Origin of the sequence: Streptomyces sp. BB1-1-1 (assembly GCF_031597775.1) — a bacterium.
In the GTDB taxonomy this organism is placed as follows: Bacteria; Actinomycetota; Actinomycetes; order Streptomycetales; family Streptomycetaceae; genus Streptomyces; species Streptomyces thinghirensis.
Map to the genome: position 1 here is coordinate 4,580,088 of NZ_CP134203.1, position 26,578 is coordinate 4,606,665.

Annotated in this window: 16 protein-coding genes, 1 tRNA gene and 1 other RNA gene; 5 read left to right on the forward strand and 13 right to left on the reverse strand. The window is 74.5% G+C overall.

The genetic code is table 11. From position 1 onward, the window contains the following. Nucleotide 1 precedes the first annotated feature (1 nt). From RI578_RS21110 to RI578_RS21160, 11 genes are all read right to left on the reverse strand, one after another. The gene (locus tag RI578_RS21110) at nucleotides 2–1,996 is read right to left on the reverse strand and encodes a hypothetical protein (protein WP_310872514.1); all 1,995 of its coding nucleotides are present in this window, start codon (nucleotides 1,994–1,996) and stop codon (nucleotides 2–4) included. Then, nucleotides 1,993–4,107: a hypothetical protein gene (locus tag RI578_RS21115; protein ID WP_310872515.1), complete on the reverse strand. Its 2,115-nt coding sequence runs from the start codon at nucleotides 4,105–4,107 to the stop codon at nucleotides 1,993–1,995. Before RI578_RS21115 ends, RI578_RS21110 begins: the two co-directional genes overlap by 4 nt. After that, nucleotides 4,104–6,959 (reverse strand): hypothetical protein, encoded by a 2,856-nt coding sequence (locus RI578_RS21120; protein WP_310872516.1) that lies wholly within the window; start codon nucleotides 6,957–6,959, stop codon nucleotides 4,104–4,106. The genes RI578_RS21115 and RI578_RS21120 overlap by 4 nt, the downstream gene beginning before the upstream one ends. Continuing rightward, nucleotides 6,956–10,828, reverse strand: coding sequence for a tubulin-like doman-containing protein (locus RI578_RS21125; protein ID WP_310872517.1), 3,873 nt, complete (start codon nucleotides 10,826–10,828; stop codon nucleotides 6,956–6,958). Before RI578_RS21125 ends, RI578_RS21120 begins: the two co-directional genes overlap by 4 nt. Nucleotides 10,829–11,030: 202 nt before the next feature. Further along, nucleotides 11,031–13,385, reverse strand: coding sequence for a VWA domain-containing protein (locus RI578_RS21130; protein WP_310872518.1), 2,355 nt, complete (start codon nucleotides 13,383–13,385; stop codon nucleotides 11,031–11,033). Nucleotides 13,386–13,489: 104 nt separating this feature from the next. After that, nucleotides 13,490–14,071, reverse strand: a complete 582-nt coding sequence (locus RI578_RS21135) for a Pycsar system effector family protein (protein ID WP_399060909.1) — start codon at nucleotides 14,069–14,071, stop codon at nucleotides 13,490–13,492. Beyond that, nucleotides 14,068–15,132 (reverse strand): hypothetical protein, encoded by a 1,065-nt coding sequence (locus RI578_RS21140; RefSeq protein ID WP_310872519.1) that lies wholly within the window; start codon nucleotides 15,130–15,132, stop codon nucleotides 14,068–14,070. Before RI578_RS21140 ends, RI578_RS21135 begins: the two co-directional genes overlap by 4 nt. Then, on the reverse strand, nucleotides 15,125–17,716 hold the full coding sequence (locus RI578_RS21145; RefSeq protein ID WP_310872520.1) for a hypothetical protein: 2,592 nt from the start codon (nucleotides 17,714–17,716) through the stop codon (nucleotides 15,125–15,127). Before RI578_RS21145 ends, RI578_RS21140 begins: the two co-directional genes overlap by 8 nt. After that, entirely contained in the window at nucleotides 17,713–18,573 is an 861-nt protein-coding gene (locus RI578_RS21150) for a hypothetical protein (RefSeq protein WP_310872521.1), read from the reverse strand. Before RI578_RS21150 ends, RI578_RS21145 begins: the two co-directional genes overlap by 4 nt. Before the next feature lie 103 nt (nucleotides 18,574–18,676). Next, nucleotides 18,677–19,405, reverse strand: coding sequence for a Crp/Fnr family transcriptional regulator (locus tag RI578_RS21155; RefSeq protein WP_310872522.1), 729 nt, complete (start codon nucleotides 19,403–19,405; stop codon nucleotides 18,677–18,679). Between the two features lie 376 nt (nucleotides 19,406–19,781). Next, a complete protein-coding gene (locus tag RI578_RS21160; RefSeq protein ID WP_310872523.1) occupies nucleotides 19,782–20,228 on the reverse strand; it encodes a hypothetical protein in 447 nt (148 codons plus the stop codon). 250 nt (nucleotides 20,229–20,478) lie between these two features. Here RI578_RS21160 and RI578_RS21165 point away from each other — a divergent pair, with 250 nt between their 5' ends. The 3 genes from RI578_RS21165 to RI578_RS21175 all read left to right on the forward strand — a co-directional run bounded on the left by RI578_RS21165 (nucleotide 20,479) and on the right by RI578_RS21175 (nucleotide 24,761). After that, entirely contained in the window at nucleotides 20,479–21,726 is a 1,248-nt protein-coding gene (locus RI578_RS21165; protein WP_310872524.1) for a sensor histidine kinase, read from the forward strand. After that, a complete protein-coding gene (locus RI578_RS21170; protein ID WP_310872525.1) occupies nucleotides 21,723–22,391 on the forward strand; it encodes a response regulator transcription factor in 669 nt (222 codons plus the stop codon). The genes RI578_RS21165 and RI578_RS21170 overlap by 4 nt, the downstream gene beginning before the upstream one ends. 195 nt (nucleotides 22,392–22,586) lie before the next feature. After that, on the forward strand, nucleotides 22,587–24,761 hold the full coding sequence (locus RI578_RS21175) for an MMPL family transporter (protein WP_310872526.1): 2,175 nt from the start codon (nucleotides 22,587–22,589) through the stop codon (nucleotides 24,759–24,761). A gap of 87 nt (nucleotides 24,762–24,848) precedes the next feature. Here the strand turns inward: RI578_RS21175 and RI578_RS21180 are convergent, their stop codons facing one another. After that, nucleotides 24,849–25,457, reverse strand: coding sequence for a DUF2867 domain-containing protein (locus tag RI578_RS21180; RefSeq protein WP_310872527.1), 609 nt, complete (start codon nucleotides 25,455–25,457; stop codon nucleotides 24,849–24,851). A gap of 104 nt (nucleotides 25,458–25,561) precedes the next feature. On the opposite strand from RI578_RS21180, the gene RI578_RS21185 reads away from it, so the two are divergent. Beyond that, the gene (locus RI578_RS21185) at nucleotides 25,562–26,119 is read left to right on the forward strand and encodes a TetR/AcrR family transcriptional regulator (protein ID WP_310872528.1); all 558 of its coding nucleotides are present in this window, start codon (nucleotides 25,562–25,564) and stop codon (nucleotides 26,117–26,119) included. Between the two features lie 150 nt (nucleotides 26,120–26,269). On the opposite strand, the gene RI578_RS21190 is transcribed toward RI578_RS21185, so the two are convergent. Next, a tRNA-Ser gene (locus RI578_RS21190) sits at nucleotides 26,270–26,357 on the reverse strand. 74 nt (nucleotides 26,358–26,431) lie between these two features. Between RI578_RS21190 and ffs the strand changes: the two genes are divergently transcribed. After that, an RNA gene (gene ffs, locus RI578_RS21195) (signal recognition particle sRNA small type) lies at nucleotides 26,432–26,526 on the forward strand. Nucleotides 26,527–26,578: the final 52 nt, after the last annotated feature.

The window sequence follows — 26,578 nt, forward strand, 5'->3', positions numbered from 1 at the left end:
GTCAGGCGGAGAAGAGCAGGGCGATGACGATCAGTACGACGATCAGCCCCACGCCGATCCCCATCACGCAACCGGGCTTGTTCAGCTGCTCGGTGAGCCGGGCCGTGAAGTCGGGCCGTTCCGGTGTGGGTGCGGAGGGCGCCCGCAGGGTCGGTGCCGGCGCCGCCGTGGCCGGCGGAGGGAGGGCGGCGGAGGGCCCGCCGTTCCGTCTCAGCGCGTCGCCCACGATCTGCTGCCACAGCACGGGCGGCAGGTCGGGGGCCTGCCCGTTGGCGGGCGCGACGATGGCCTTGTGCAGCCAGTTGCCCGCCGTGGGGCTCGGGTCCCGGAGCATGCGGTGCAGCAGCTCCCGCAGGTCGGGCAGGTAGCGCTCGTCGCGGGCCAGGGGGGCGACGGCCCAGGTGAAGAGACCGGCCGCGCGATCCGCCATCGCCGTCCTCGACACGGGTCCCCCGGGCTGCCCGTACGGCGGCCAGTACAGGTTCTTGCGGAGCACCAGCTCGCACAGCGCGTGCCGGGTCGCGTCCTCACGCGTCGGGATCCGGTGTGGCGCGCTCAGCTCGTCGAGCAGCAGGTCCACGGAGTCCGGCGGCAGTTCCTCGGAGCGCAGCTCCTCCAGGAGGAACTCGTCGGGCTGTGCGCGCAGTTCCGTGCGCAGGACCTCGCGGCGGAGGGGGTCCATGCGCTGGGCGGCCTCCCGCAGTTCCCGGTGCAACGCGGATGTGTCGCGAGCGGGGGCGGGGCCGGGGGTGTGGTCGGGGATGTGGAGGCGGTCGCGGCCGTAGTCGTGACCGTGATGCTGGTCATGGGGCGCCGGACAGGTGTTCGGATACGGGTCGGTGTGCGGGTCCGAGTACGGAGGGCCGGAGTAGGGCGCGGGGGCGGGCGGGGCCGCGTTCCACTCCTGGTCGGATTCCGGGGCCTGGGTCGGTGCCGGGGCCGGCGCCGGAAGGTCCGAGTGGCTCGGGGACGGGGACGGGGACGGGGACAGGCGGCGCGTCCCGGTCCGGTCGGTGCCGAGGATCTCTCGGAGGCGTGCGCTCCGCCGCGGCCAGTCCCACGTCGCCCCGTCGGCGAAGGCGTCGACCAGCTGCGGCACACCGGCGGGTGCCTCCGGGTGCGCGAGGAGGTGGTCCACCAGCCGGTCGGCCAGCAGGTGCTCGACACCGGGGTCGGACACCGGGCGTCCGGTCACCCGGGCCAGCGGGCCGGAGCCGCCGGTGTCCGGCTCCCAGCGCGGGACGGACATCAGCCGCAGCGGGTGGGTGTCCACCGCGTCGTAGGTCGCGAACGTCCACTCCCGTCCCAGCCAGGGCCCGAAGATCAGGAACAGCCCCAGGTAGACCAGCGAGGCCTCGTCCCGGTCCGGATGGCCGGGCCGCCGCTCCCCGGGCTCCGTCCGCAGCGACACCCGCTGGGCGGGATCGCGCAGCCACTCCGCGGTGACCACGACCAGTGTGTCCCGGACCGTCGGCAACCGCTCCAGCATCTCCGGCAGTCGCTTGAGCGCCACCCGGTCGAGATCCGCGCAGTCGACCTCCTCCTTCCGGCCGGACGCCGTCTCGGCGGCCTTCCGGGTCCCCCAGCCGGCGTACGCGAGAGCGAGGCACTGCCGCGTCTTCAGGATGCCCGGCCGGCCGACCAGCACATGGCTGACCGTGCTGGGCCGGCCACCCGGGTCGGTGGTGGGCCAGCGGCGGACCAGCATGACCTCCCCGTCCCGGGACAGGGCGCGCACGGTGCTCGGCCGCGAGGCGGCGGCGCCGGACACCCACAGCAAGGGGCCCAGCTCCCGGCCCAGTTCCTCGGCGCGCTCGACCGGGCAGGAACGGGCGACGGCGTTCATGCCGGTGCCCTGTCGCCCGTGGTTGCCGTCCCACCGGAAGACGACCTGCTGCACCGAGTCGGTGCCACCGCCCGGGCCGCCCGGGCCACCTGGCCCGCGCGGGGCGGCCGCTTCCCCGCGGCCCTGGTTTCCGTTCCGCACGTCGCTCATTTCCGCTCCCCTCCTCGGGCGTCCTCCACCGGCACCGCCTCGAACGCGGGCGTCTCGCCCAGGGCGAACGTCCCGGCGCCGCCCGGTACGTCGATCAGCCCGTGCATCGCGAGCAGCGACAGCAGGGGCTCCAGCACCCTCCTCGGTCCGGCCCCGGCCGGGTAGCGGCCGTGGTCCTCCTGGCCGCCGGTGGCGGAGGCGACGTGCAGGGTGCAGTGGCGGATCGCGTCGAAGGGACGCAGCCACGCCTGGCCGGCGTGCCGGTGCAGCAGCCGGTGCACGTCCCGGCTCTCCTCCCGCATCAGCGCGGGGTCCAGGGAGGCGGCCGGCGGCCGGTCCAGCCACCGGTCGACGGGCGGCTGGAACCTGAGCAGGTCGGCCTTGCCGAGCACCATCGCGGCCGCCACGTCGAGGTAGGGGCCGTTCTTCGGCAGGCGGTCCAGAACGGTGCCGAAGGCGAGGTCGCCGTCCCGGTTCACCTCCACGCCCAGGCGTTCCCTGGCGTGGTCCAGGTGCGGCAGCGGCAGGGCCAGCGCCGGGTCGACCACGAAGACCAGCGCGTCGATGCCGAGGAGGAACCGCAGCGCGGAGTCGGTCCGTACGAGGTCCTCGCCGCCGAGGTCGAAGAAGGCGACCGGCCGCACCCGTCCCTGGGCGTCGGTGATCAGCAGGGACTCCACGAACCGGGCGAAGCCGTCCAGGCCGACGCCGGGGGTGTGGTCCAGGACCCGGCCGTTGCGCAGGGGCTGCACCCACTCCCGTACGAAACGGGCGTGCTGCTCCGGGTTGACGGACTGCCACTTGAGGCCGAAGGGCTCCAGTCCGCCGTCGGTGATCGCCGCGATCATCTGGGTCAGCAGATGGCTCTTGCCGGTGGAGGACTGGCCGACCATCGCGACGGTCAGCGGCCGCCCGTAGGTGAGGTACGGCACCGGGATGTAGTGCTCGGGGAAGTCCGGGTCGGCCGCGCACTTCTGGACGGCACCGCGCATGACGTCCTGCCGCCGCAGGGGGTTGCCGATCCCCGTGGGGTCCAGTGGCCGGTACTGCATCCTGCTGTCGGTGACGTACAGCGCGGTGAGGTCGAGCCGGATGGTCTCCAGGCAGTACGGGCAGAGCACCCCGCCGTCGCCCTCCCCGGGCGCCGCCCGCTCCGGCCCCGAAGCGGACGAGGGGGCCTGCCGCTTGAGCCGCAGCGCCTGCTCGAAACCGTCGGCCGTGTCCTGCTCGCGGGGACGCGGCTCGGTGGCGGCGGAGGTGGGGAGCGCGACGCGGCGGGCGGCGCCCGGCACCAGCAGGTCGAGCAGTTCGGCGGGCGTCGGCCGGTCGGCCGCCCGGGGGGCGAACGCGTCGCGCAGCGTCCGGGCGAGCATCCGGTGCTCGTCGAGGTCGGCGGGCGCCCGGTCGGCGTGGCCGGGTCTGCCGGTCACGAGCTGGTAGAGCACCTGGGCCGCGCTCCACACCGCGTCCCGGGAGTCGGTGAGCCCCTCGCCCCGGCGCTGTTCGGGCGAGCAGTAGGGCGACCGGCCCCAGGGCCGCCTCGGGCGTCCGGCACGGGCCACCCCCTCCAGCCCCCAGAGCTGGGCCGAGGCGCCGTCCCACAGCACGGTGGCGGGCGAGACGCCGCACGGCACCAGACCCTGGCGGTCCAGCACGTACAGGGCCAGCAGCAGGTCCCGGGTGAGACCGCGCTGATCGGTCGCGGACATCACATGGGTCCGTGCGGCGGCGGTGCCGCGCGGTGCCGCGTACAGCAGGAACGGCTCCGCCGCGTCCAGGTCGTAGCCGATGATCCGGGGGAAGAGTGCCGCGTACTCGGTGTCGTCGAGCGTCCGGTACAGGGACAGGGCGGTGCCCGCCTCCGTGTCCAGCAGCGCACGCGCTCCCGGGTTGGCGGCGTCGGCCTTCGGCAGGCGTACCTGCACGCACTGCTGTCCCTCGTCGTCGAGCAGGCCGTTGCGGACCAGTTGGGGCAGCAGGGGATCCCGACGGGACTCGGGCCCCAGGCGCACGGGGGCGACGCGGCGCCGCCCCGAGGGCGTGGTGAAAGCGAGCGTGGCCGCCCGCGGGCCGCCCGGCCCCGCCGTGTGCCGGTGGGTGGTGCTGGTCACCGGAGATCGCCGTCCCCTCGCTCGTATCGCTCGTATCGCTCGCACGGACCGGCCGGGTCGGCCGCGTCGGCCACGTCGGCCGGGTCCGCCGGGTCGTATGGGTCGGCACGGTCGTACGTGTCCGCCGCGTCGTACGGGGCCGCCTGGTCGTACATGTCCGCCTGGTGGCGGCTGTCCGCGCGCTCGTACTTGTCCGTCTTGTCTGTCCTGTCCGTCCTGTCGGTGTCGTCGTACCGGCCGGTCCGGTCGTACGCGTCCGTCTCGTCGTACGAGGCGGCCCGGTCGTACGGGTTCCGCGCGCCGTACGTGTCCCGCCGTCCGTACGCGTCCGTGCCGTCCGGGCCGGTGTTCTGGCGGGGCCGGACGGTGTCCACCACGCCCATCCGCAGCGGGGTGAGCCGCAGCAGGCCGGCGTAGCGTCCCGAGGACGTCCACAGCACCGCTCCCGGATGCGCCGTACCGCTCGCCTCCCAGGCCTTCTCGATCTCGTCCCGCACCGCCTGCGGGGCGAACCTGATCCACACCGCGGCGGCCGGATCGCGGCTGAGCAGCGTCCCCTGCTCGGGCGAGGAGAGCTGCACCACCGCCTGCCGGTCCGCCTCCGTGCCGACGAGTTCCGCGAGGCCCCGCGGGTCGGTGCCGAGCAGGCTCGCCGAGGTGGCACGGACCCGGCGGGCGGCGGCGAACGGGGGCGGCGCCAGCACCCCGTTGTGCCGCAGGTGCCGACGGGCGGCCGACAGCAGTTCGCGCACCCGTTCCTCGGTGCGGCGCAGGGCGAGTGCGCCTGCCTGGCCGCGCTCCACGGCACCCCAGTACGGCCCCATCGCCACCAGGGCGGCGTCCGTCAGGTCGGCGGCCAGCGTGGCGACCAGCTCCGGGCCGCCCTCGCCGTTCTCCCGGTCCAGCCAGCGCGGCGCGCTCGCGGCGCGGTCCTCCCACGGCGCCCCGGCCGGCCGCTCCCCGGCGGGCTCGTCCCACGCGGGCTGCCCGTCGCGCCGGGCGTACGCGCTGGCCCAGTCGGTGTCGTCGTCCCCGGCGAAGGCATCGGTCTCCAGGACCGAGGTGCTGGAGAGCCAGTCGTCCTCGGCGAGCGTCCCGGCGCCGTCCCCGCCGTCGAACCCGTCGCCGGTCACGGGCCGTTCCGGCTCGGGCACCGCCTCGGCCTCCGCGGCGGCGGCCGTGGCCCGCAGCATGCCGGCGACGGACCGGGCCGCGTCCGCGCAGTACAGGCGTTCCTCCACGGCCCAGTGCTCGCGGACCGCCTCGGCGAGCAGCGCGTCGAGTTCGGTCAGGGCGCGGTGGAGGGCGGCGGTGGCTCGGCCAGGAGCCCAGGCGCCGGCCGCCGTGCGCCAGAGCCGGCGTACGGTCTCGGCCGCGACGCCGAGGGCCACCAGCAGGCCCACGGTGCTCAGCCAGCCCGGGGGATCGGCCGCGTACGCCAGTGCCGCCCCGGCCGCGGCGCCCGTGAAGGCCGCGACCCGGGAGGCCACGGCCCAGCTGCCGGTACGTCCGGTGTCCCGCAACCGGGCCGTGCCGAGCACCGCCATGCCGACGAACAGCAGCGGGACGGCGAGTGCCAGCGCGAGCAGCGGCCCCTGCCACAGCGCGCCGAGCAGCCCCGTCGTGGCCGCTGCCGCCGGTCCGGCGACGGCCGCGACGTCACCGCGGTCCCGCGCCCCGTCCCCGGCGGGATCCGTCACGTCGCCGGACGGGCAGGCGGCCAGCCTCGGCAGCAGTGCCGTGCCCGGTACCGGCTCCACCCGCCCGGCGAGGCCGGTGAAACGCTGGGCCACCGACCGCAGGGTCAGGCCCTGGCCCAGCAGTTTCCCGGCGAACTCCTTGAGGCCCTCGCCGATCCGCTCGCCCGTGCCCTCCGCCGAGGGCACCCGCAGCCCGAGGGCCGCGAGCCGGGCCGCCGCCTCGGCCGCGGACGCCGTCGCACCACCGCCGCGCAGCGCGGCGCCCACCAGTTCGCGGTAGGAGTCGAGGTCGTGGCGCGCCTGGTCCACGTCCGCCTCGAACGCCTCCCGGCGGGCGGGCCGCAACAGCCCCGGCAGGGAGCCCAGTCCGGCGAGCGCGTCCTCGGCCCGTTCGACGGAGTCCGCGCACGCGCGGTACGCGTCGTCCGCCACCCCGCCCGGGTCGCGGTGCCGCTGGTCGCGGGCGCCCCGGCCCGTCACCAGGCCCCGCAGCGGCTCCGGCAGGTCGGCTCCCGACGAGGCCGTCGCCAGCACGTCCGGCGCGAGTTCGGTGTCCTCGCCGGCGAACCGGGCGAGCGCGTCCCGCCAGGCCCGGTCGCGCACCTCCGGCGGCAGGTCCTGCTCCAGCAGCCGGACGCCGGGCGCGGCGACGGCGTCGGGCAGCGCCTCCAGACGGTCGAGGACCGTCAGATAGACATCCGGCACCGACAGCACGTCCACCAGGACGGCGAGCGCGTCCGGGTCGTCGGGCGTGGGCCGCTCCAGCGCCGTCCGGGCGGAACGCAGATCGCCCGCCCACAGCAGCGCGCAGCCCGATGCGCGCAGCACCGCGGGCCGCACCAGCCGGCGGTCGGGCTGGAACGCCTCCCCCTCACCCGCGTACGAGCCCGGCGCGCTGCCCACCAGGAGGACCAGGATCCTGACCTCGCCCACCGCGCGGTAGCCGGTGAGCAGTTCGTACTGCGGCTGGTGGTCGGTGAGTCCGGCCGGGGTGTCGACGACCAGGAACAGGGGGTCGTCCGGTTCGGGCAGACCGGCCTGGCCCAGCTGCCGGGCGACCCTGGCGCGCAGGGCCGACGGGGTGTCGAGCTCCGCCGCACCGGTGCGCAGGTCCAGGTGGATGACGGCGTCGAACTCCTCGGGAGTGCTCACTGGGCGTCACCGTCCCAGGGGTTGCGGCGGTCACGGTCACGGTCGTGGGTGTCGGTGCCGGTCGGCTCGTCCCACGGCGCCCGGGGGCGCTCGGCACCGTCCCCGTCGCGGTCGCTCGCGGGTGTGCGGCGCTCCGCCACACCGTTCCGCTCGCCGCGTCCGGTGCCGTATTCGTCGTCGAGTCCGTCGGCGGGTGTGCGGCGCGGTCCCGCGTCGTAGTCGTCGGCGGGTGCGCGGCGGGGCTCGGCGTCGTAGTCGTCCACCGGTGCCCGGCGCGGGCGTTCACCGCGTCCCGTGCCGTACGGGTCGTCGTGGTCGTCGGTGGGCGCGCGACGCGGGCGTTCGGCGTGTCCCGTGCCGTACGCGTCGTCGAGGCCGTCGGCGGGTGTGCGGCGCGGGTCGGCGTCGTAGTCGTCGGCGGGTGTGCGGCGGGGCTCGGCGTCGTAGGCGCCCGCCGGTGCCCGGCGCGGGCGTTCGGCGCGTCCGGTGCCGTACGGGGCATCGTGGCCGTCGGCGGGTGTGCGGCGCGGACCCGTGTCGTAGTCGTCCACGGGCGTGCGGCGGGGGCGTTCGGCGTGGTCGTCCGGCGCGGTTCCGCGCCGTGTCCCGGTGTTCTCCGCGCGGTACGCGGCGAAGGACTCGCGCGGTGCCGTGCCCCAGTCGTCGTCATCGTGGACGGCCCGCCGGGGGGCCGGCAGGTCGTCGGCGACGCGGGGCCGCACCGTGCCGAAGCGGACGTGCTCCAGCAGCGTGCGCAGGGTCGGCTGGACGGCGCGCTGGTCGCCGAACTCGGTGTCCAGCGCGGCCGGCAGTGTCTCCGCCCAGAACTCCCACAGCGGCCGGACCCAGCCCTCGACCCGCTCGCCGCCGCGCTCCCGGCGGTCCGCCAGCAGCTCCAGCTGGCGCGGGGCGATCTTCTCGACCAGCTCGACGAAGAGCGGGTGCGGATCGCTGCCCGCCCGCGCGAGCCCGGTCGGCTGCGCCCCCATCAGCTCACGGCAGTAGTCCTCCACGGTCCGCTCGTCGTCGAGGACCGTCCACCGTTCGTACGAGCGCAGCAGCTCCGCCCAGCTCGACACGCCGCCGGGGAAGTCCCCCAACCGCAGCCGGACGCCCGGGACATGGGCGCCCTCCTCGGGAAAGAGCCGCAGCCGGATGCGGGCGGGCGAGGCCTCGTCGCCGTCCACCACGTCCACCTGGCCGTTCCACATGCAGCACAGCAGCCGGTGCAGGATGGTGCGCCGGTCGTCCTCGCTGCTCACCATCCAGCTGTCCCGGAAGCCGAGCCGCTGGCGCCAGCGCAGCACGTCGTGGGCCTGCTCGGAGTCCTTGGCGCGGGCCCACTGGCGCAGCACCTTGCGGGCCTCGGGCACCTGCGTGAGGCTCATCTCGCTGCGGAAGAGGACCACGGTGACCGAGTCGCTCTCCACGCCCCGGTACTCCACGGAGTTCTTGGCGTCCGACGGCAGCCGCAGCGTCTTGCCCAGGTACTCCTGCACCTCCTCCACCGCCTGCACCCGCGGATACGTCACCAGCGCCCGCAGCGGCCCGGTCCCCTCCGGGGTGAAGCCCACCGGCAGCAACCCGGTCAGCTTCCGGCCGAACAGGTCCAGCGCCTCCTTGCTCACCTGATCGGTGGCGCCCTGGTCGCCCGCCGCGGCGGCCAGCAGCGTGCTCATGGCCGGCAGCAGCGGGCGCTCCTCCAGACGTTCGCCGCTCTCCGCGAACAGCCGCGTGATGCGGCCCTCCAGCAGCGCCTTGACGGTCGCCACCGCGCCCTCGGGGTTGCGGCGGCTGACCGCGTGGACCGTGCGCCAGGTGTCCCCGCCGACCAGCCGGAGCAGCAGTGCCGCCTCGTCGTCGGTCTCCCGCAGCCCCTCCCGGCGGATCAGCCGGGTGACGACGTCCTCGTAGAAGTGATTGAGGGTGCGCTGCGGCGGCAGCAGGTACGAGATGCCCGTGCGGTCCTCGTAGAGTTCCAGGCCCTTCTGCTGGGACACCTTGCGTTCCTGGTCGCTGTGCCTGCGGAAGGCGTTCACCAGGCGCCCGAGGTCGGCCCCGGCGGTGTCCGCCTGGGACTGCCAGTGCTGCTGCTGCTCGCGCCACGCCTCGTGCCACACCGTCCGGCAGCGCCACCGGTACCAGTCGTCCTGCTCCTGGACGGCCGCCTGGACGTCCTCGTCGCCCCAGCGGGCCGGGGACATGCCGGCCAGCCGGCCCTTGATCCGCGGGGCCTTGGGCGGCTGCTCGGTCACGCCGGGCGGACGCTGGGGAGCGCGGGACCGGTTGTCCAGCATGCCGAGGAAACCGAGCCGGGTGATCGGCTCGTCGCTGTCCGGGACGCCCCGCACGACCCGCTCGGCGAGGAACGGGTCCACGGTCTGCAGCAGCTTGTCGATGGCGGGACGCGGCGCGAACCGGTCGGCCATCACGGTGGCCTGACGTTCGGCGTCGATCCGCAGGTCGGACAGCAGCCGCTGCATGTCCGAGATCCGCTCGCCCAGGGCCTGTTCGATGTTCTTGCCCCCGCGCGGCAGCGGATCCGGCTCGGGCACGTCCAGCTGCCTGCGCTCCCAGAGCTCCTCCAGGTGGGAGTCGGCGAACAGCTGGCGGATCATCGGCACCGTGCTGTCCCGCTGCATCGCGCGCGGCCGCTCCACGAGGTCCGTGACCGCCTCCCGCAGCAGCCGGCCGGCCACCAGGTCGGCCAGCTGGTCCATCGGCGCGGTCATGGACGCCACCAGGCTGGTGGAGACGCCCTGGCGCCCGATGCCGGTGGGGGACAGGGCGCTGCGGTGCACGCCGCGGTTGATGAAGCTGGCGGCGAAGGTCTGGTAGTCGTCGTCGGCGGCCATCGTGCGGCCCTTGGAGCGGCCGTCGCCGAGTTCGGTGCCGATCAGCGACATCACCAGGGACACGATGGAGCGGCGCAGGTCGTCCGCGCGGATGCCGGCCGTCGGGCTGAACAGGAACGCCGTCGGCAGGATGCCGGTGCGCAGCCGGATCGGCATGCTGCCCGGGTAGCGGACGCCCATCCCGGCGTCGTGGTCGAGGTCGCCGATCTCCGCGCCCTCGGTCGGCGCGTTCTGACCGTCGACCAGCCGGAACAGGTCCACCAGCGCGCGGGCGGCGTTGAGGTCCGCCTCGCGCCCGCCGCCGGAGGCCGCGGAGAACGACGACGGCATCACGACCAGCGGGTAGATCTTCACCCCGTCGAACCGGCGCAGCTGGAAGGCGTGGTTGATCAGGTGCAGGTAGTCCAGGAAGATACCGGCGCCGGTGCCGCCCGCCACCGAGAACGCGACGAACACATCGCAGCCGTTGGTCTTGCCGCCGCCGAACTCGCTCAGCCCGCCCGCCGACTTGGCGATCAGGTCGATCGCCTGGAGCAGCGGTTCGAGGACCGGGCCGAGGCCGTGCCGGAGCGTGGCGAACAGCGCCGCGCGGCCGACGGTGGGCAGCTGGCCCGCGCCGTTGTGCAGCGGGGTGACCTTGGGCTCGTCGATGCGCGGCGGCAGCCAGTCGGCCACCTCCTCGCGCATGCTCGCCCGGAGCATCTTGGTGACCTCGGGCGAGGCGTCGAAGTTCGGCAGCAGGTTGTGGGTGGCCCGGGAGGTGCGGGCGTACGCGGCCCGCAGTGACGGGTCCACGTTGAACTGCGGCAGTCGCTGGAGGTCGCTCTCGCTGTAGTCCGCGTACACGAACTGGAGGCCGTCGGGCAGCTGATAGGGCGCGTAGCCGTTCAGCCCGGTGAGCGCCAGGCCGTCCGGGCCGCACAGTTCGGCGCGCAGTCTGCGTTCCAGTTCGGCGCCGACCAGGCCGCCGGTGCCGCCCAGGCCGACGAAGAGCATCGGCTGGAAGATCTTCATGGGTTCCTCCCCGCTGGCGGCCGTCGCGGGCCGCAGGTTGGTGCTCGGTACGTCCGTGAAGTGCGCGTGACGTGCGTGGCATGCGTGGCGTGCGTTGCTTCGCGTGGTGCACGCGGTCCAGGTGCGCGCGGTGCGCACGGTGCACGCGGTGCTTGTGGCGCGCGCGGGGCGGTCGCGGAGGTGACGCGCCCGCCCCCGCGCGTCACATGTACGAGTCGTAGGCGCCGCCCGTGCTCCCGGTCGCGCTCCCGCTCCCGCCCTCGCCGGAACGGGAGCCGGACCCGCCGCCGGAGGCGGCGCCCGCCCCGCTGCGTGCCGTGGCCGCCGCCCTGCGGTTGCGGGGACCGCGGGTCTCCTCGCCGAGGGCCAGGCTCACCGTGTCGTTGAGCGGGACCTGCCCGCGCACGGGCAGCGGTGTCCGGCCGCCGCCCCGCCTGCGCAGCACCGCCCCGCCCTCGGGGTTGCGCTGGACGGCGTACTCGCCGTGGGTCCGGCGCTCGATGCGCGGCGCGCGGTGCGGCTCGACCAGAGCGAACTCGTACCACTGCTTGTGTCCGTGCCCGGCCACGTGATCGGTGCCGACGGCCTCGCCGTCCGCGGAGACCAGACGCAGCACCAGGCCGTGCGGGTCCCTGCGGGTGCGGCGCTGCCGTACCCAGGCGAGCACCGCCACGACGGCCGCCGCGAGCACCGCGGCGCCGGTCACCACCGCCCACCAGTACTTCTCCCAGAAGCCGGGCTCCGGGGTGACCTGTACGGAGAGCGGGGTACGGACCAGCGTCCGGTCGTCGTCGGTGGTGTCGACGGCCGTGACGGTGCCGGACAGGCGCAGTCCGTCGTCGCCGAGACGGTCGCCGAAGACGTCGGCGGGGGCGACCGTGACGGTCACCTTCCGGGTGCCGGACTCGCCGGGCGCGAGCTGGATCTCGGCCGGGCTGATCGACAGCAGCCCGGAGCCCACGTCGGCCACGGACAGCCGCAGGGTGTGCCGGGCGTCGCTGTTGTTGCGGACGGTGAGGGTGCCGGTGACCTTGCCGCCGGGATGGGTGTCCCCGGCCGGCATCTCCAGCGCGGTGGTGACGGGCAGCTCGCCGGGCGCGACCTGGCCGAGCTCGCTGCGGGTGTCCGCCCGCAGTCCCGAGGCGGTCAGGGTGCCGTCCACCTTCAGCGCACCGTCGGCGCTCTCGGGGATGCGCGCCGAACCGCTGAAGGAGCCGTCGTTCGGGTCCGGGTCGGGGCCCTTGCCGTCGTCGGTGAGGGACAGCGACTGCGGGGCGAAACCGTCCCCGGTGAGTTCGCTGCTCACGCGCAGTCCCTCGTAGTGCTCCGGGTCTTTGATCTGGTAGCCCTCACGGGTCTGCAGCCGCATCGTCACCGTGACCTTCTCGCCGGGCCGGGGCGAGGGCGGGTCCATGGTGATGGCGCCGCGCAGCTCGCCCTGCCACAGCACGCTGACCGAGACGGGCAGCGAGCGGTGCCCCTCCGGCGCCTCGGCCTTCACCCGCCAGGTGCCGGGCAGCGGGTCGACGATCTTCAGCGCCTCGACGGTGCCGTCGCCGCCCGCCAGTTCGAAGCGGGACTTGCGGTAGGTGCCGGTCGTGGGGACCTCGTGGCCGCTGGGGTCGAGGTAGCTGATCCGCACCTCGGGGTCGCCCTTGTCGACGACGATGCTGCCGACGGTCGCCAGCGGCGAGATGCCGATCTCCAGGGTGGCCGGGGGCTTCTTGCTGGGTCCCTCCTCGTGGCGCAGGCAGTGCGCGGCGGCGAAGATCTTCTCCAGCGTGGTGCCGACGTCCTTCGCGCCGGAGACCTTGTGCGCCTTGGGGCTCGCGGAGGGCAGGTTCACGCAGCCCTTCTGGTAGCCGCCGGCCGCCATCCGGTCCAACTGCTTCTTGTCCGGCTCCGACCCGAAGCCGAGCGGCCAGATCTGCACGTTCTGCGCGCGGGCGTTCGCCAGCTCCTTGGTCAGCTGCCGTTCGCCCTCGGCCTCGCGGTGCGCGGGGTCGCCGTACTTCTCGCTGTCGGTGACGTCCATCTTCCCGTCGGTGAGGACGAACAGCACGCGGGGCTCCGACGGGTCGGTGCCGGTGGTGAGTTCGTGCACTCCCTGACGTATCGCGGTCGGGAAGTCGGTGCCGGTGCCCTCGCTCTCCTTGCGGGTGCGCAGCTTGTCGACGCAGGCGCCGATCGTCTTGCGCCCCGCCGCGTCCAGGGTGGTGCGCGGGCACACCGGGTCGACCGCGCGCTGGCCGGCGGACTCGGCGGCGGCGAAACCGAAGACGGTGACGTGGGAGGACGAGGAGACGTCGCCCAGCGCGATGCGGGCGGCGGCGGCCTTTTCGGCCTTCATGTCCTCGGGCGCGAGGCTGGCGGACTCGTCCACGGCGACCGCGTAGTTGACCGAGGGGAAGGCCGGTGCGGAGTCCGCCACCGGCACCGGATCACCGCCGGTGGGTGTCAGCAGGGACACGAGCAGCGCGGCGCCGCCCAGCGCCAGGACCGTGGCGCGGTGCGCGCGGCCTCTTCCCGTCCGCCGTCTTGCCCAGGCTCTCTGCACGGCCGTCCCCTTGGTTCTCGGTGGTACTCGGTTCGTCTCTGCTTGGTGCGCGGCCCCCGGCCGCGCCGTCGGCTCTGTTTCGTGTGCGGGCCCCGGCCGCGCCGTCAGCGCGCGGTCAGGCCCCAGACCATGGCCAGCGCCGCGGAGGTGGCGAGGGCGGCCATCCCCCAGCGGATGGCGCGGTACTTGGCGGTCAGGATCGAGCTGACGTCCACGGCCTGGACGAGCAGCCACCCGGCGGGATCCCGCCCGGCCTCGGTGATCCGGGCGGACAGCCACGCGAGATCGCGGGAGGCCACCAGATCCCCGAAGTACGTCACCCCGTCCTCGCCGCGGACCGTGCCGGTGCGCGGCATGAGCGCCCCGACCAGCGCGGTCACCGCGACCGCCCAGAGCAGCCCGGCGAGCAGCAGCGGCACGTCGACGAGCCCCCGCCAGCCGGGCGCGCCGTGCCAGCCGAGCAGGAACGCGGGCAGCGCCAGCGTCCCCGACAGCAGCACGGCCGCCTTGGAGTCGGCGCGGCCCAGGTCCTCGCGGACCGTGTTCAGCAGCAGCTCCGCGATGCGCTCCCCCGCCCGGTCCGGGCAGTGCCGACCCCCGTGCGGCACACGCCCGGCCGGGCCGGGGGAGGCACGCCCCCCTTCCTCGGTGGTCCCGGTGGCCGGTTCCCCGCCCGCGGCGGTCACCGGTCCTCCTGCGCCCAGTCCCAGCCGTCGTCCCGCGAGCGTCTGCGGGAACGCGGCGGGGCGTCCTCGGCGTCCTCCCCCATACCGGACCCCGCACCGGACCCGTTCCGGTACGGCGGCTCCTCCGCCACCCAGTCCGGCGTGAACGGCTCGGCGCGGGCCGGCTCCAGCCGTGCGGCCTCCCGGCGGGCGGGCACCGAGCCGATGGGCCCCTGGACGGGCCGGCCCCGGCCCTGGTTGAGGAGGTTCAGGGCCTGCGTCTCCACGTCGTTGGACTGGATCTGGCCGCTGTCGACCATCGCGAAGAGCCGGTCCACGCGCTCCTTCTCGTCCTGGCGGCCCTCCTGGCGGATCTGCTCCAGGAAGTCCTTGGCCCGCTCGGGTTCGGCCGCCAGCATGTAGCTGAGCTGCTCCAGGTCACCGCCGCGCAGCATGGCGCGGAACGCGTCCTGACGTACCCCCGTCAGCTCGGCCGAGGCGCGCGCGTCGCGGATCTCGTCCATGTGCTCGATGGTCCGGTCATCCACCCGCAGCCGGACGTACAGCCGTACCCGCAGCCCGAGTTCGCCGCCCAGGCTGTCCCAGCGGCCGCCCGCGCACTCCCGGGTGAGGGCCCGGTCGGCCTGCTCGGCCTCGGTCACCCGGAAGGTCGAGGTGACCTCGCGCAGCCGCTCCAGCACCGGGGCGGTGAGCCGTCGGCCGACGTCGGTCACGACCTCGACGGCGGCCAGGTGGGGGTCGGTCACGGCCCAGTGGATGTCCACCTCGGCCTTGAAGAAGGTGGTGCCGCCGGCGGCCGGGAGGTCCATCTGGAGCCGCGTCTGGTAGGTCCCGAGCGCGATCTCGCAGATGTTGTACGGCCGGGCCAGCGTCCGCTTGTCGACGTGCCGGGTGCCGGAGACGGTGACCACGCTGTACCCGCCGTTGCGGTAGAACAGCACCGAGGCACGCTGGGCGCTCACCCGCGGATGCCCGCCGGTCGGCGCGTACTCCCGCAGGAAGGGGCCCGCGGGAGCGGCGCCCGCCTCCCGGGCCTGAGCCCCGTCCACGTCCTCAGCCATGCCGTGCCTCCTCGCGTGTCCGGTCCCGCGACGCGACGGCGAGCCACCACAGGGAGCGCGCCTGCGCGTCGGGGAGCGGATCCTCCGGATCGTTCATCATTCGGCGCAGCAGCCAGTCCAGCCGCCGCCGGTCGTGTTCCTCGGTGGTCAGCGCGGGCAGCAGCGCCGCCAGCCCGGGCCGGGCCCACTCCTCCCCGTCACCGCGCACGGCCGAACGCAGCAGCGTCTCCAGCGCGTCCGTCGCCACCTCCTTGGAGCGCGGCGTGTTCAGCGCGGTCCACAGCAGGTCGGCCATGGGGCGTACGAGTTCGGGGCGGGCCGCGGCCAGGGCGAGCGGCAGCGGCCAGTCACCGCGGTCGCCCAACGGGGAGCCGGCGTCGTCGACCAGCACCTCGTCCACCGTCGTGAGCGCGAGCCGGACGGTGGTCACCAGCCCCAGGTCCTGGTGGATCTCGCGCTTGTGGTGGGTCCAGTCGGCCACTCGCCGCAGGACGGCCGGCGCGTCCGGGAGCGCCAGCAGCCGTACGACGTTGAAGGAGGCGACCGCCAACTGGTCGCCCTCGTCGCGGACCGCGATCCGGGCCAGGGCGTCCAGCGTGTCGCCGGTCGTGGCCGCGGAGTTGCCGTAGCCCAGCGCCATCGCGGCCGTCCAGCGCAGCGGCGCGGTGCCGTACCGGCTCCAGTCGCCGACCACCTTGTGCACGATGCGGCGGTGCGAGTCGTGTCCGGCCGCCTGGTCGAGGGCGGTGGCCGCGAAGACCCGGCGCCGGGGCGTGGCCGCGTCGGCGAGCGGACGGATCAGCTCCGCGTAGCCGTGGTCGAAGTCCCGTACGCACAGCTCTCCCGCGGCGACCGCGGTCCGCATCCACACCTGGGAGCGCGGGTCGTCGGCCAGCAGCCGCAGCCAGCGCACCACCGGCGCCCGGACGGCGAAGTGCCGGTCCCACAGCTCGCTGAGCACCGCGGCGGGCAGGGCAGGACCCCGGTACCAGATCAGCCGCGACGCCACCTCGGCCCCGGCCACCTCGACCCGGCCGTCCTTCAGTTCGGCCCGGGAGAGCGCCAGGTCGGAGCGGGGGTCGTCGCAGAACAGCGGCCGGGCGGGGGTGCGGTCCGGGTCGGACTGCACGGACAGTTCCCAGGTCAGCAGGTGGGTGGCGGCGGCCACGGCGCTGTGCGAGGCCCCGCCCAGGACGGCGAGCGCGATCCGGAACGCCACCGGGTGGAACAGGTTCGCCGCGCCCGGCCGTTCACCGTCGGGCCCGTCCCCGGCCGGTGCCGCCAGGGCCCGGTCCACACCGGCGAACCACTCCTGGGCCTGGCGGGCGGCGAGGCTGCGGCAGTCGGACAGCAACTGTTCGCGGGTGAGGTCCCCCAGTACGTGCCCGGCCAGCAGGGAGGCGAGCACCTCGGCCTCGGCGGGGCGCAGGTCGTCCAGTCCGACGGCGTTCCTGACCTCCGGCCGGGTCCAGAGGGCCTCCGCCTCGGCCAGCAGGCCGGCGACGCGGCCGACGTCGGACCCGGTCGCGGTCCCCTGCTCCTCCAGCAGCTCCCGCAGCCGGGTGACGAGCAACTCCCCGGTGGGGGCGGGCGGGCAGAGGGCGCCGTACCGTCCGGCCAGCATCGGATCGGCCGCCGAGCCGACGGGGACGACGACGACCGCGAAGGCGTCGCGGCGGGCCAGGGCGGCGGCGAGTTCGTCGAGGTCCATCTCGTCGGGCACCGGCGTGCCGGGCCGGGTGAGGGACAGCTCGAACAGGTACCCGGAGAAGTGCCCCGCCTCCTCGTCCCCGTCGCCCAGGCAGTCGGCCAGCCGCCGGGTGCCGCCGGCCGGGTCGACCCGCCGTATCCGGGCCGTGGCCCCGGTCGCGGACCGCGACTCCGTGCCGTTCGTCGCCGTGCCGTTCGTCGCCGGGCCGGTGACCTCGTCGAGGAGCGAGAGGGCGGTGCTGGTGCGTCCGGTGCCCGGTGCGGCCCCCAGCACCAGTAACCGGCGGGCGGTGAGCGCCTCGCGCAGCCGCACGTACCCCTCCGGTTCCACGTGGACCCGGCGGAGCCTGCGCAGTTCCTCTTCGGGCACGGGCCCGCCGCGCAGCGCCGAACCGGACCGGCGGGCGTCCATCCGCAGGTGGATGTCGCCGATGTGGGCGCTGGCGAAGTACGAGCGGTCGAAGCTGTGCAGGTCCCGGCCCGCGTCGAACAGCATGCGGGTGGCGCGGCGTGCCCGTGCGGCGGAGGCGAGGTCGGTGGGCGCGTCCTCGCCCTGCTCCTCGGCGAGCGGGTCACGGGTGTGCTCCTTGAACCGCCCGGCGGCGCGCTCCCGTTCCCGCTCCTGCTCCTCCCGCTCCTCCCGCTCCTGTTCGGCGGAGTCACCGCCGGCTCCCTTTTCGGCCCCATCCGCGCCGTCGGCCTTGCCGTCGTCCGCGCGGGGCGCCTCGTCCCGGTCCTTGTCCCGGCTCCGGTCCCGGTCCTTGTCCCGGTCCGTGCTCCGTGCCTTCTCCCCGGCCCCGGGTGCGCGGGCGTCGTCGGCCTTCTGGGGCCTGTCCTGACCGGCGCCGACGCCCGCCCGCTGGTCGTCGCTCACTCGCCCCGCTCCTTCCGGGAACGGGCGCCGTCGGTGATCCGCCCGATGTGGACGGGCTGCTGGTAGACGTTGTCGTGGTGCTGCGACATGTCGCCGTGCACGGTGTAGCGGGTCCCCGGGAAACCGGCGTCGTCGTCTTCGTCGCCGTATTGGTCGCCGTCCGCATCGACGGGCGTATCAGGCGTGTCAGGCGCCTCAGCGGCCGAGGGCGCACCACCTGTGGTCGACGGACCACCGCCGGGCGACCGAGGATCGGCCGGGATCTCCGGAGCGGGCCGCCCCGGAAGCTGGAACCAGGCGGTGGCCTCGCCCTCCTTCAGCTCCAGACGGGCCGGCGAATAGCGTGCGGCCTCGATGAACTTGCCGCCGCCGCTGACCACGTCCTCGTACAGGGTGTTCGAGGTCACCAGCACCAGGTCCGCCTTCTCGGCGTCCAGCAGCCGCCGGGCGACGGGGGAGTCGGCCAGCCGGCAGGCGAGGTCGACCGCCCGTCCGCTGATGCCCCGGGCGTCGTGCCGGACCGGTCCGACGTGCATACCGATCCGCAGGCCCAGGGGCACCCGCAGGGCACGGTTCTCGTCCCGCAGTTTCTCGTGCACCTCGACCAGCCACAGGCCGAGCATCCGGGTCACCGCGATCCGGCCGGCCACCGCCAGCAGCACCCCGTCGCCGCGGTCCTCCATGTGCACGGCGTCCCGCGCCACCTTGGCGTGGGTGAACGCCGTTTCCAGGACGCGGTAGATCCGTGCGCGCATCCGCGGCTTGTCGGCGTCGTCGTACTCCCCGGAACGTCTGGCGTCGACGCTGATCACCAACTCGTAGCGCGCCTCGGTGAGATCCATGGCGTCGTCGTTCACCCGTGCCCCCTGCTGCCTGCCGGTCCGTCTGCTTGCCGTCCCCTCAGCTTCGGGCCCGGGACGAGAGCCGTCTGTAGCCGTTTACACACGGCGGAGCGTGGATCTACTCCTGATGGCCGTCCGCGAGGAGGGCGAGCAGCGTGGGGTCGAGGATCTCCACCATCCGGTTGCCGGTCCGCACGATGTTCTGGGTCCGCAGCAGCCGAAGTGCCTTGGCGACGGCTTCCCGGGTCGCTCCCACGGTCGCGGCCAGCTCGTCCTGCGCCAGATGGACGACGGACCGGGCGGCGGCGGGTGCCGGTGAGGAGGAAGAGCCCCACGAGGAGGGGGAGTAGGGGCCGGAGCTGTCGGGCTTCGACAGTTCGATGAGGCGATGGGCCAGGCGCTGCAGCACGGTGAGCGAGGCGAGGGCGGAACGCTCCTGGTCGGCGCTGCGCAGCCGGAAGGTGAGCTGACGTATCACCAGGCCGCTGACGCGGGGGTGCAGCGCGAGGAAGCGGCGGAACGCGTCCCCGCCTATCACCTGGGCCTCGGTCGGTCCCAGCGCGCGCACGGTGGCGCTGCGGGGGCGGCGGTCCAGGGCGGCCATCTCGCCGAGCAGCTCACCGGGGCCGCGCAGGCCGAGTATCAGCCGGGTGGCGCCCCGGTCCGTGGCGAGGGAAACGGTCACCCATCCGTGAAGGATTATCAGGACGTGACTCGACCGTTCGCCCTCGGTCAGAAGGTGGGTGTCGGCCGGGTAGCGCTTCCGGTTTCCGAGAGCCATCACGCCCTCGTGTTCCTGGACGGTCAGCGCCTGCGCGAACGCGAGTTCGTCGCCGAGCAGTCCCATGGCTACGCCCCCCGCCGCAGTCCGGACGCCTGGTTCTTGGATGGCGTTGATGGTGACAGAGTGATTATCTGGAGAGAGTGAATTGCGCCACATCCGCGCTACTGTCCGGTAGCGGCGGATCGGCCTGGCAGGAGCTCCGCCAGGGCTCGTCACCCACCCCGCCCACCCCTTCGGCGACCGTGTGCGACAGCTCCCTCACCAGCCGTGTCCAGGCGTGATCCTCCAGGTCAGCACCGGCCACCGGGTGACCAGGCCCGCCGGCCGCTGGAACCGGCCCGTAAGGCGGAGTTGGCGGAAACTCGGGATCGTTTCCGGGCAGCCGTGGACTTCGCCGGTCACGCCGCCTTCCGCCCGCGTACGGTTCGCGCGGGCCGGCCTAGGACCGGCCGCCCCGACCGTCCACGCCCCGCATCCGGCGCACCCCCAGCGCGCAGACGCCGCAGACCGCGCCCCACACTCCGTTGACGAGGAACATCGGCAGGATGGCCTGCGGTCGCGCGAGAGGTCCCCGCAACTCGCCCGTGAGGACGGGGGACAGGACCCCGCTGAGGACCACGGCGGCCAGCGCGTACGCCACCCCGGCGGCCACCGGCGTCAGCAACGGCTCGCGCACCCGGCTGAGCCCGACGGCCAGAATCCAGGCCAGGCTGATGCCCGCGGTGAGCAGCAGCGGCGTGAGCGGCCTGCCGAGGGCGTCGGTCAGCCCCGTGACCGAGAGCAGCGGCCGGACGAGCGCGACGGCGGTCAGCAGCGCCACCATGCGCCGGTCCAGCCGGCGCAGGCGTACGGAGAGAGGGAGGCCGGGGGCGGGTTCGGTACTCATGCCCCCAGCGTCGGCGGCCACCTCACGCGGGGTCGTCGGCCGGTGGCGGGCACTTGCCGTACCCCGGGGGTTGCGGCGCGGGGCGTCGGCTTGCGCCTGCGGGGCGGGCCGGTCCCGGTGGCCGGCGCCTGCCGTACCCCGGGGGTTGTGGCGCCCGGCGCCCGGCTACGCCCGGAGTTGCGGGTGGGCGCCGGGCGGTTCCGCCGCGTGGGGGACGGCACGGCGCGGGTGGCCTGCCTACGCTGGCGGCATGGTTCTCCGCGCCCTCCCGCCCCGCTCCCGGCCGCGGCTGCCGCGCGGACGTGCGGCGGACGCCGCGCTGGCCGGGGCCGTGCTGGTCCTGGTGGCGGTGGGCAGCCTGCGCTCGCTGATCGGTGAGCGGGAGGAGTCCTGGGAAGCCACCGCGCTCGGCTGGGCCCTGCTCGTCGCCGCCTGCGCCGCCCTGTACGTCTGCCGGCGCCACCCGGTGGCGACGGCGTCGTTCGTGCTGGCGGCCACCATCGCGTACTACCTGGTCAGCGCCTACGACGGCCCGCTCATGGTCGCCTTCGTCGTCGCCCTCTACACGGTCGCCGCCGAGGGCCGGCTCCGCGCGGCGATCCTCCTGGCCGCCCTCGGCCTGCTGCTCACCGGCACGGGCACGCTGCTCGGCAACCACGACGTCAACGGCGTAGCCCTGTTCATGATGACCGGCTGGCTGGTCGGCGTGGTCGCCCTCGGCTGGGTGCGCGACAACCGGCTGGCCCTGGCCCGGGAGGCGGAGCAGCGGGCGGCGAGCGAGGAACGGCTGCGCATCGCCCGGGAGTTGCACGACGTCGTCGGCCACCACATCTCGCTCATCAACGTCCAGTCCGCCGCCGCCCTGCGCCGTCTGCGCAAGGACCCCGAGGGCGGCCCGAAACGGGCGGAGGAGGCACTCGGCGCCGTCAAGGACGCCAGCCGGGAGGCACTGCGCGAGCTGAGGGCGACCCTGGGCGTGCTGCGGCAGGCCGACGAGTCGGCGCCCACCGCGCCCGCGGCCGGCCTCGACCGGCTCGGCGAACTGGTGGCGGCCGCCCGGGTGGCCGGCCTCGACGTCCGGGTGAGCACCGGCGGCGACCGGCGACCGCTGCCCGCCGAGGTGGACCTGGCCGCGTACCGCATCGTCCAGGAGTCGCTGACCAACGTCACCCGCCACGCCCACGCCACCGCGGTCGACGTCCGCACCGAGCAGGGGCCGCGGCACGTCACGGTCGAGGTCACCGACAACGGCCGCGGGCCCGCCCCCGTGGGCGCCGGGTCCGGCAGCGGCATCGCCGGGATGCGCGAACGGGCCCGGGCCCTGGGCGGCCGGCTGACCACCGGCCCGGCTCCGGACGGCGGCTTCACGGTCCGGGCGACGCTGCCGTGCCCCGAGGTGTCGACGCGACGGACACGACCGACGCAACCGACACAACAGACGCAACCGACACGACCGACGCAACCGACGCGACCGAGCGGAGAACCTCCCCGACCATGATCAGAATCGTGCTGGCGGACGACCAGCGTCTGGTGCGCGCCGGATTCCGGTCGATCCTGGAGGACGAGGACGACCTGGAGGTCGTGGGCGAGGCGGGTGACGGCGCCGAGGCCCTGGCCGCCTGCCGCGCCCTGCGCCCCGACGTCGTCCTGCTGGACATCCGCATGCCGGGCGTCGACGGCCTCCAGGCGGCCCGGGACATCGCCGCCGACCCGCGCCTGAACGACGTACGCGTGGTCATCCTCACCACCTTCGACCTCGACGACTACGTCTACGGCGCCCTGCGCGCGGGCGCCACCGGCTTCCTGGTCAAGGACACCGAGCCGGAGGAACTGGTGCACGCCGTCCGGGTCGCGGCCCGCGGCGACGCCCTGATCAGCCCCTCCGTCACGCGCCGCCTGATCGCCGAGTTCGCGGGCCGGGTCCGCGCCCCCGAACCCGGCCCGCGGCTGAACGCCCTCACCGACCGCGAGCGCGAGGTCATGACCCTGGTCGCGGCCGGCCTCACCAACGACGAGATCGCCGCCCGCCTCGTCCTCAGCCCCGCCACCGCCAAGACCCACGTCAGCCGCATCATGACCAAGCTGGACGTCCGCGACCGCTCCCAACTGGTCGTACTGGCCTACGAGTCGGGAATGGTCAGCCCGGGCTGGCTGACGGAGTGAGCCGGAAGCTGCCCGCCCGATAACGCGGCGGACGTACGGCGGGAGGGCCTCCCGCAACCCGGCGGGCGTACGGCGGCAGGCCGTCCCGCAACCCAGCGGGCGTACCGCGTCGGGCCCCCCGCAACCCACGGGGTACGGCGGATGCCCACCCGGGGCCGACGCCCGCGGGCATGCCGGGGCCGGACGCTTCGGAACATGCATCCACACCGCCTCCCTCCGCCACCCGTCACCGGCCCCGGCGTTCACGCCCGCACCGGCGTCTTCGGCCGCCTCGCCTCCTGGTCCGGACGGCACCGCTGGGGCGCCCTGCTGCTCTGGCTGGCCGTGGTCGCCGTCATCACCGTCGGCTCGCAGGCCGCCGGCAGCGCCTACCGCAACGACTTCAGCCTCCCCGGCACCGACTCCCAGTCCGCCGCCGACCTGCTGGAACGGCACGGGTCCGCGCAGGCGGGCGACAGCGTGCAGATCGTCCTGAAGGACACCGCCGGGCTGTCCGGCGACCGCGCCACCGTGGAGCGGACCCTCGACCGGGTGCGCGACCTGCCGTCCGTCGCCGAGGTCCGCAGTCCGTACGCCGACGCGTCCGCCGTCTCCGAGGACGGCACGATCGGTTACGCGACCGTCGTCCTGGACGCCAAGGCCGAGGAGGTCCCCAAGGAGGACGTCACCCGGATCGCCGACACGGCGCGGACGGCGGCCGGCGACGGTCTGACGGTCGAGCTGGGCGGAGAGGCGGTGCGCGGCGCCGAGGAGGGGGGCGGCGGATCCGCCGAGGGCGCGGGCATGCTCGCCGCGCTGGTGATCCTCGTACTGCTCTTCGGATCGCTCGTTGCCGCGGCACTGCCCCTGCTCACGGCCCTGTTCGCGGTCGGCGGCGCGGTCGGGTTGATCGCGCTCGCCTCGCACGTCTTCACCGTCGCCGACTTCACCCCGCCGATCATGATGCTCGTCGGCCTCGGCGTGGGCGTCGACTACGCACTCCTGATCTTCTACCGCTACCGGCACGAACTCCTCCGGGGCACGGACCGCGACACGGCCGCCCGCACCGCCCTGGACGCCGCGGGCCGTACGGTCTTCTTCGCCGGCTGCACGGTCATCATCGCCCTGCTGGGCCTGGTCGCCCTGGGCCTCGGCGCCCTCCAGGGCGTGGCACTGGCCGTCGCGCTGACCGTGCTGGTCACGATGGCCGCCTCGCTGACCCTGCTGCCGGCCCTCCTCGCCCAGTTCGGCGCCCGCATCCAGCGGCAGGTCCTGAAGCGCGCGGCGAAGGCCGAGGCCAAGGGCGCGGAGGAGGGCCGAGGCTGGCGCCGCCTCGCCACCGCCGTACAGCGCCGCCCGCTCCCCGCGCTGCTGGCGGCCGGCGTGGCGCTGCTGGCCCTGTCGGCGCCGGCCGCCGGGATGCGCCTGGGTTTCGCCGACGCGGGCAACGACCCGGCGACGTCCACCAGCCGCCAGGCCTACGACCTGCTCGCCGAGGGCTTCGGCCCCGGCTTCAACGGCCCGTTGGTCGCGGTGGCCCAGGGCGACCAGGCGGCGGCGACGGCGCTGCGCACGACGCTCACCGGCACTCCGGGCATCGCGGCGGCGACCCCGCCGCTCCCGTCGCCCGACGGCGCGGTCTCGACGGTCATCGCCTTCCCCACCACCGCGCCGCAGGCCGAGCCCACCGCCGACCTGGTCCACACCCTCCGCGACGAGGTGCTGCCCGGCCTGGCCGACCGCACCGGCGCCACGTACCTGATCGGCGGCCCGACGGCCGCGGCGCAGGACTTCGCCGACTCGGTGTCGTCCCGGATCCCGCTCTTCGTGACGATCGTCGTGGGCCTGTCCTCGCTCCTGCTCCTCGTCGTCTTCCGCTCGCTCTGGATCCCGGTCAAGGCGGCGATCCTCAACCTCCTCTCCATCGCGGCGGCGCTCGGCGTGATCACGCTGGTCTTCCAGCACGGCTGGTTCGGGGTGCAGCCCGGCCCGGTGGAGGCCTTCATCCCGGTCATGATCTTCGCGATCGTCTTCGGGCTCTCCATGGACTACGAGGTCTTCCTGGTCTCCCGCATCCACGAGGAGTGGGAACGCACCCGCGATCCCGCCCTCGCCGTCCGCGAGGGCCTGGCCTCCACCGGCCGGGTCATCACCGCCGCCGCGGCCATCATGATCGTCGTCTTCGCGGCCTTCGTCCTCAGCCCGAGCCGCATGCTCCAGCAGTTCGGCCTGGGCCTCGCGACCGCGATCCTCCTGGACGCCGCGCTGATCCGCTGCCTCGTCGTCCCGGCGGTCATGCACCTCCTGGGCCGCCACGCCTGGTGGCTCCCGGCCCCGCTCGCCCGACGGCTGCCGAGGGTGACGCTGGAGGCCACCCGGGCCACGGAGTGACCGGGGCGGAGGCGGCGGCGGGGGCCGAGGGCGGCCCGATGGCGTACGAGGACGCGGCCACGCACGTGAACCGCGCGTGAGCGCGCGTCAGTGTGCCGTCCGGCGCGCCGTGTTCTCCCGCCACTCCCGGCCGATCGAGCGCATCAGGGCCGGGTACACGCCGAGGTACCGGAAGGGTTTGATGGCGAGCATGTACAGGGAGCCGAGGCGGCCGTTGGGCTTCACCAGGACGGCCATCTGGCCGCGGTAGCCGCCGTTCCCGTCGGGGACCCAGCCGATGTGCATCACCCCGTGCATGGTCTTGTTGGCGTACTCGGCGGCCCACTCGTCGTGTGTCTGGAAGACCGACGTGAAGGGCGCCGAGCCCAGGTCGGGTCCCCTCGGCCCCTCGCGCAGGTCGTCCGGCAGCCGGTCGCGCAACGTCGCCACCCGGCCGCCGACGCCCGAGTCCGGCTTGTCCCAGCCGAGCAGCGCGCCCAGCTTCCAGCGCACCGCGAAAAGGAAGCGGCCCACGGGGTTGCCGCCGTCCGGGCCGTCCTTGCCGTCCGCCATCTGCCGGACCAGATGGCGCAGGTCGTCCGGGCCGCCCGGCGTCGGCAGCATCCACAGGTCCTCGAGCCGGAAGTCGCCGGCGATCTCGTGGATCCGCCAGGGCCGGGACGTGTGGTCGGTCGAGGGAAGGCGCAGATCACTCATGGCAGCTCCCTGTCTATACGGTGGCGTATAGACAGGAGCATAGACCCGTCTATACGGCCCCGTATATTGGTCGGGGCTGCGGGAGATGTGAGGAGAGACACGGCATGGGCGCGATCCGTACGCCGCGGGACAAGTGGATCGAGGAGGGGCTCCGGCTGCTCGCCGCCGGCGGACCCGAAGCCGTCCGGGTCGAGGTCCTCGCCCAGGCGCTCGGCGTCAGCAAGGGCGGCTTCTACGGCTACTTCCGCAACCGCGCCGCCCTGCTGGAGGAGATGCTCGACGCCTGGGAGGGCGGCGTCACCGAAGGGGTCATCGAGCGGATCGAGCGCGACGGGGGCGACGCCCGCGAGCGGCTCGGGCGTCTCTTCGACTTCGTGGGCTCGGGCGGGGAGCCGGTGACCGGCGCCGGGGTCGAACTCGCGATCCGCGACTGGGCCCGGCGCGACGAAGCCGTCGCGCGCCGCCTCCGCCGGGCGGACAACCGCCGCATGGACTACCTGCGCGAGCTGTACGGGGCCTTCTGCCCCGACGAGGACGACGTCGAGGCGCGTTGCCTGATCACCTTCTCGCTGCGCATCGGCGACCACCTCATCGCGGCCGACAACGGCCCGCGCAGCCGCGCGGAAGTCCTCGCCGCGGTCAGGACACGATTGCTGGGCTAGGGCGCGCGGCCCGCACACATCGAAGCCCTCACCGACGTAGAAGGGCCCCGCTCACGTAGAAGGGCCTCACTCACGTCGAACGGTCTCACTCACGTCGAAGGGCCCCACCGCAAGCGGTGGGGCCCTTCGACTTCGTGCCCGGTGAGGCACTGGCGGAGGATACGAGATTCGAACTCGTGAGGGGTTGCCCCCAACACGCTTTCCAAGCGTGCGCCCTAGGCCTCTAGGCGAATCCTCCGCAGAGAACATTACATGACGTCGGAGAGTGCTTGCGAACTCGTTCTGGGGGCCCCACATCGGGTAACGTGTGGCCCAGCCCCTCACGCGGCGCTATCTGACTGAACTCCCCCAGGGCCGGAAGGCAGCAAGGGTAGGTCGGCTCTGGCGGGTGCGTGGGGGGCGCCTGCGTTCACGGGGCGGCTCCGGTTTCCCGGGGCGGGCCGGTTGTCGGTGGGCGCC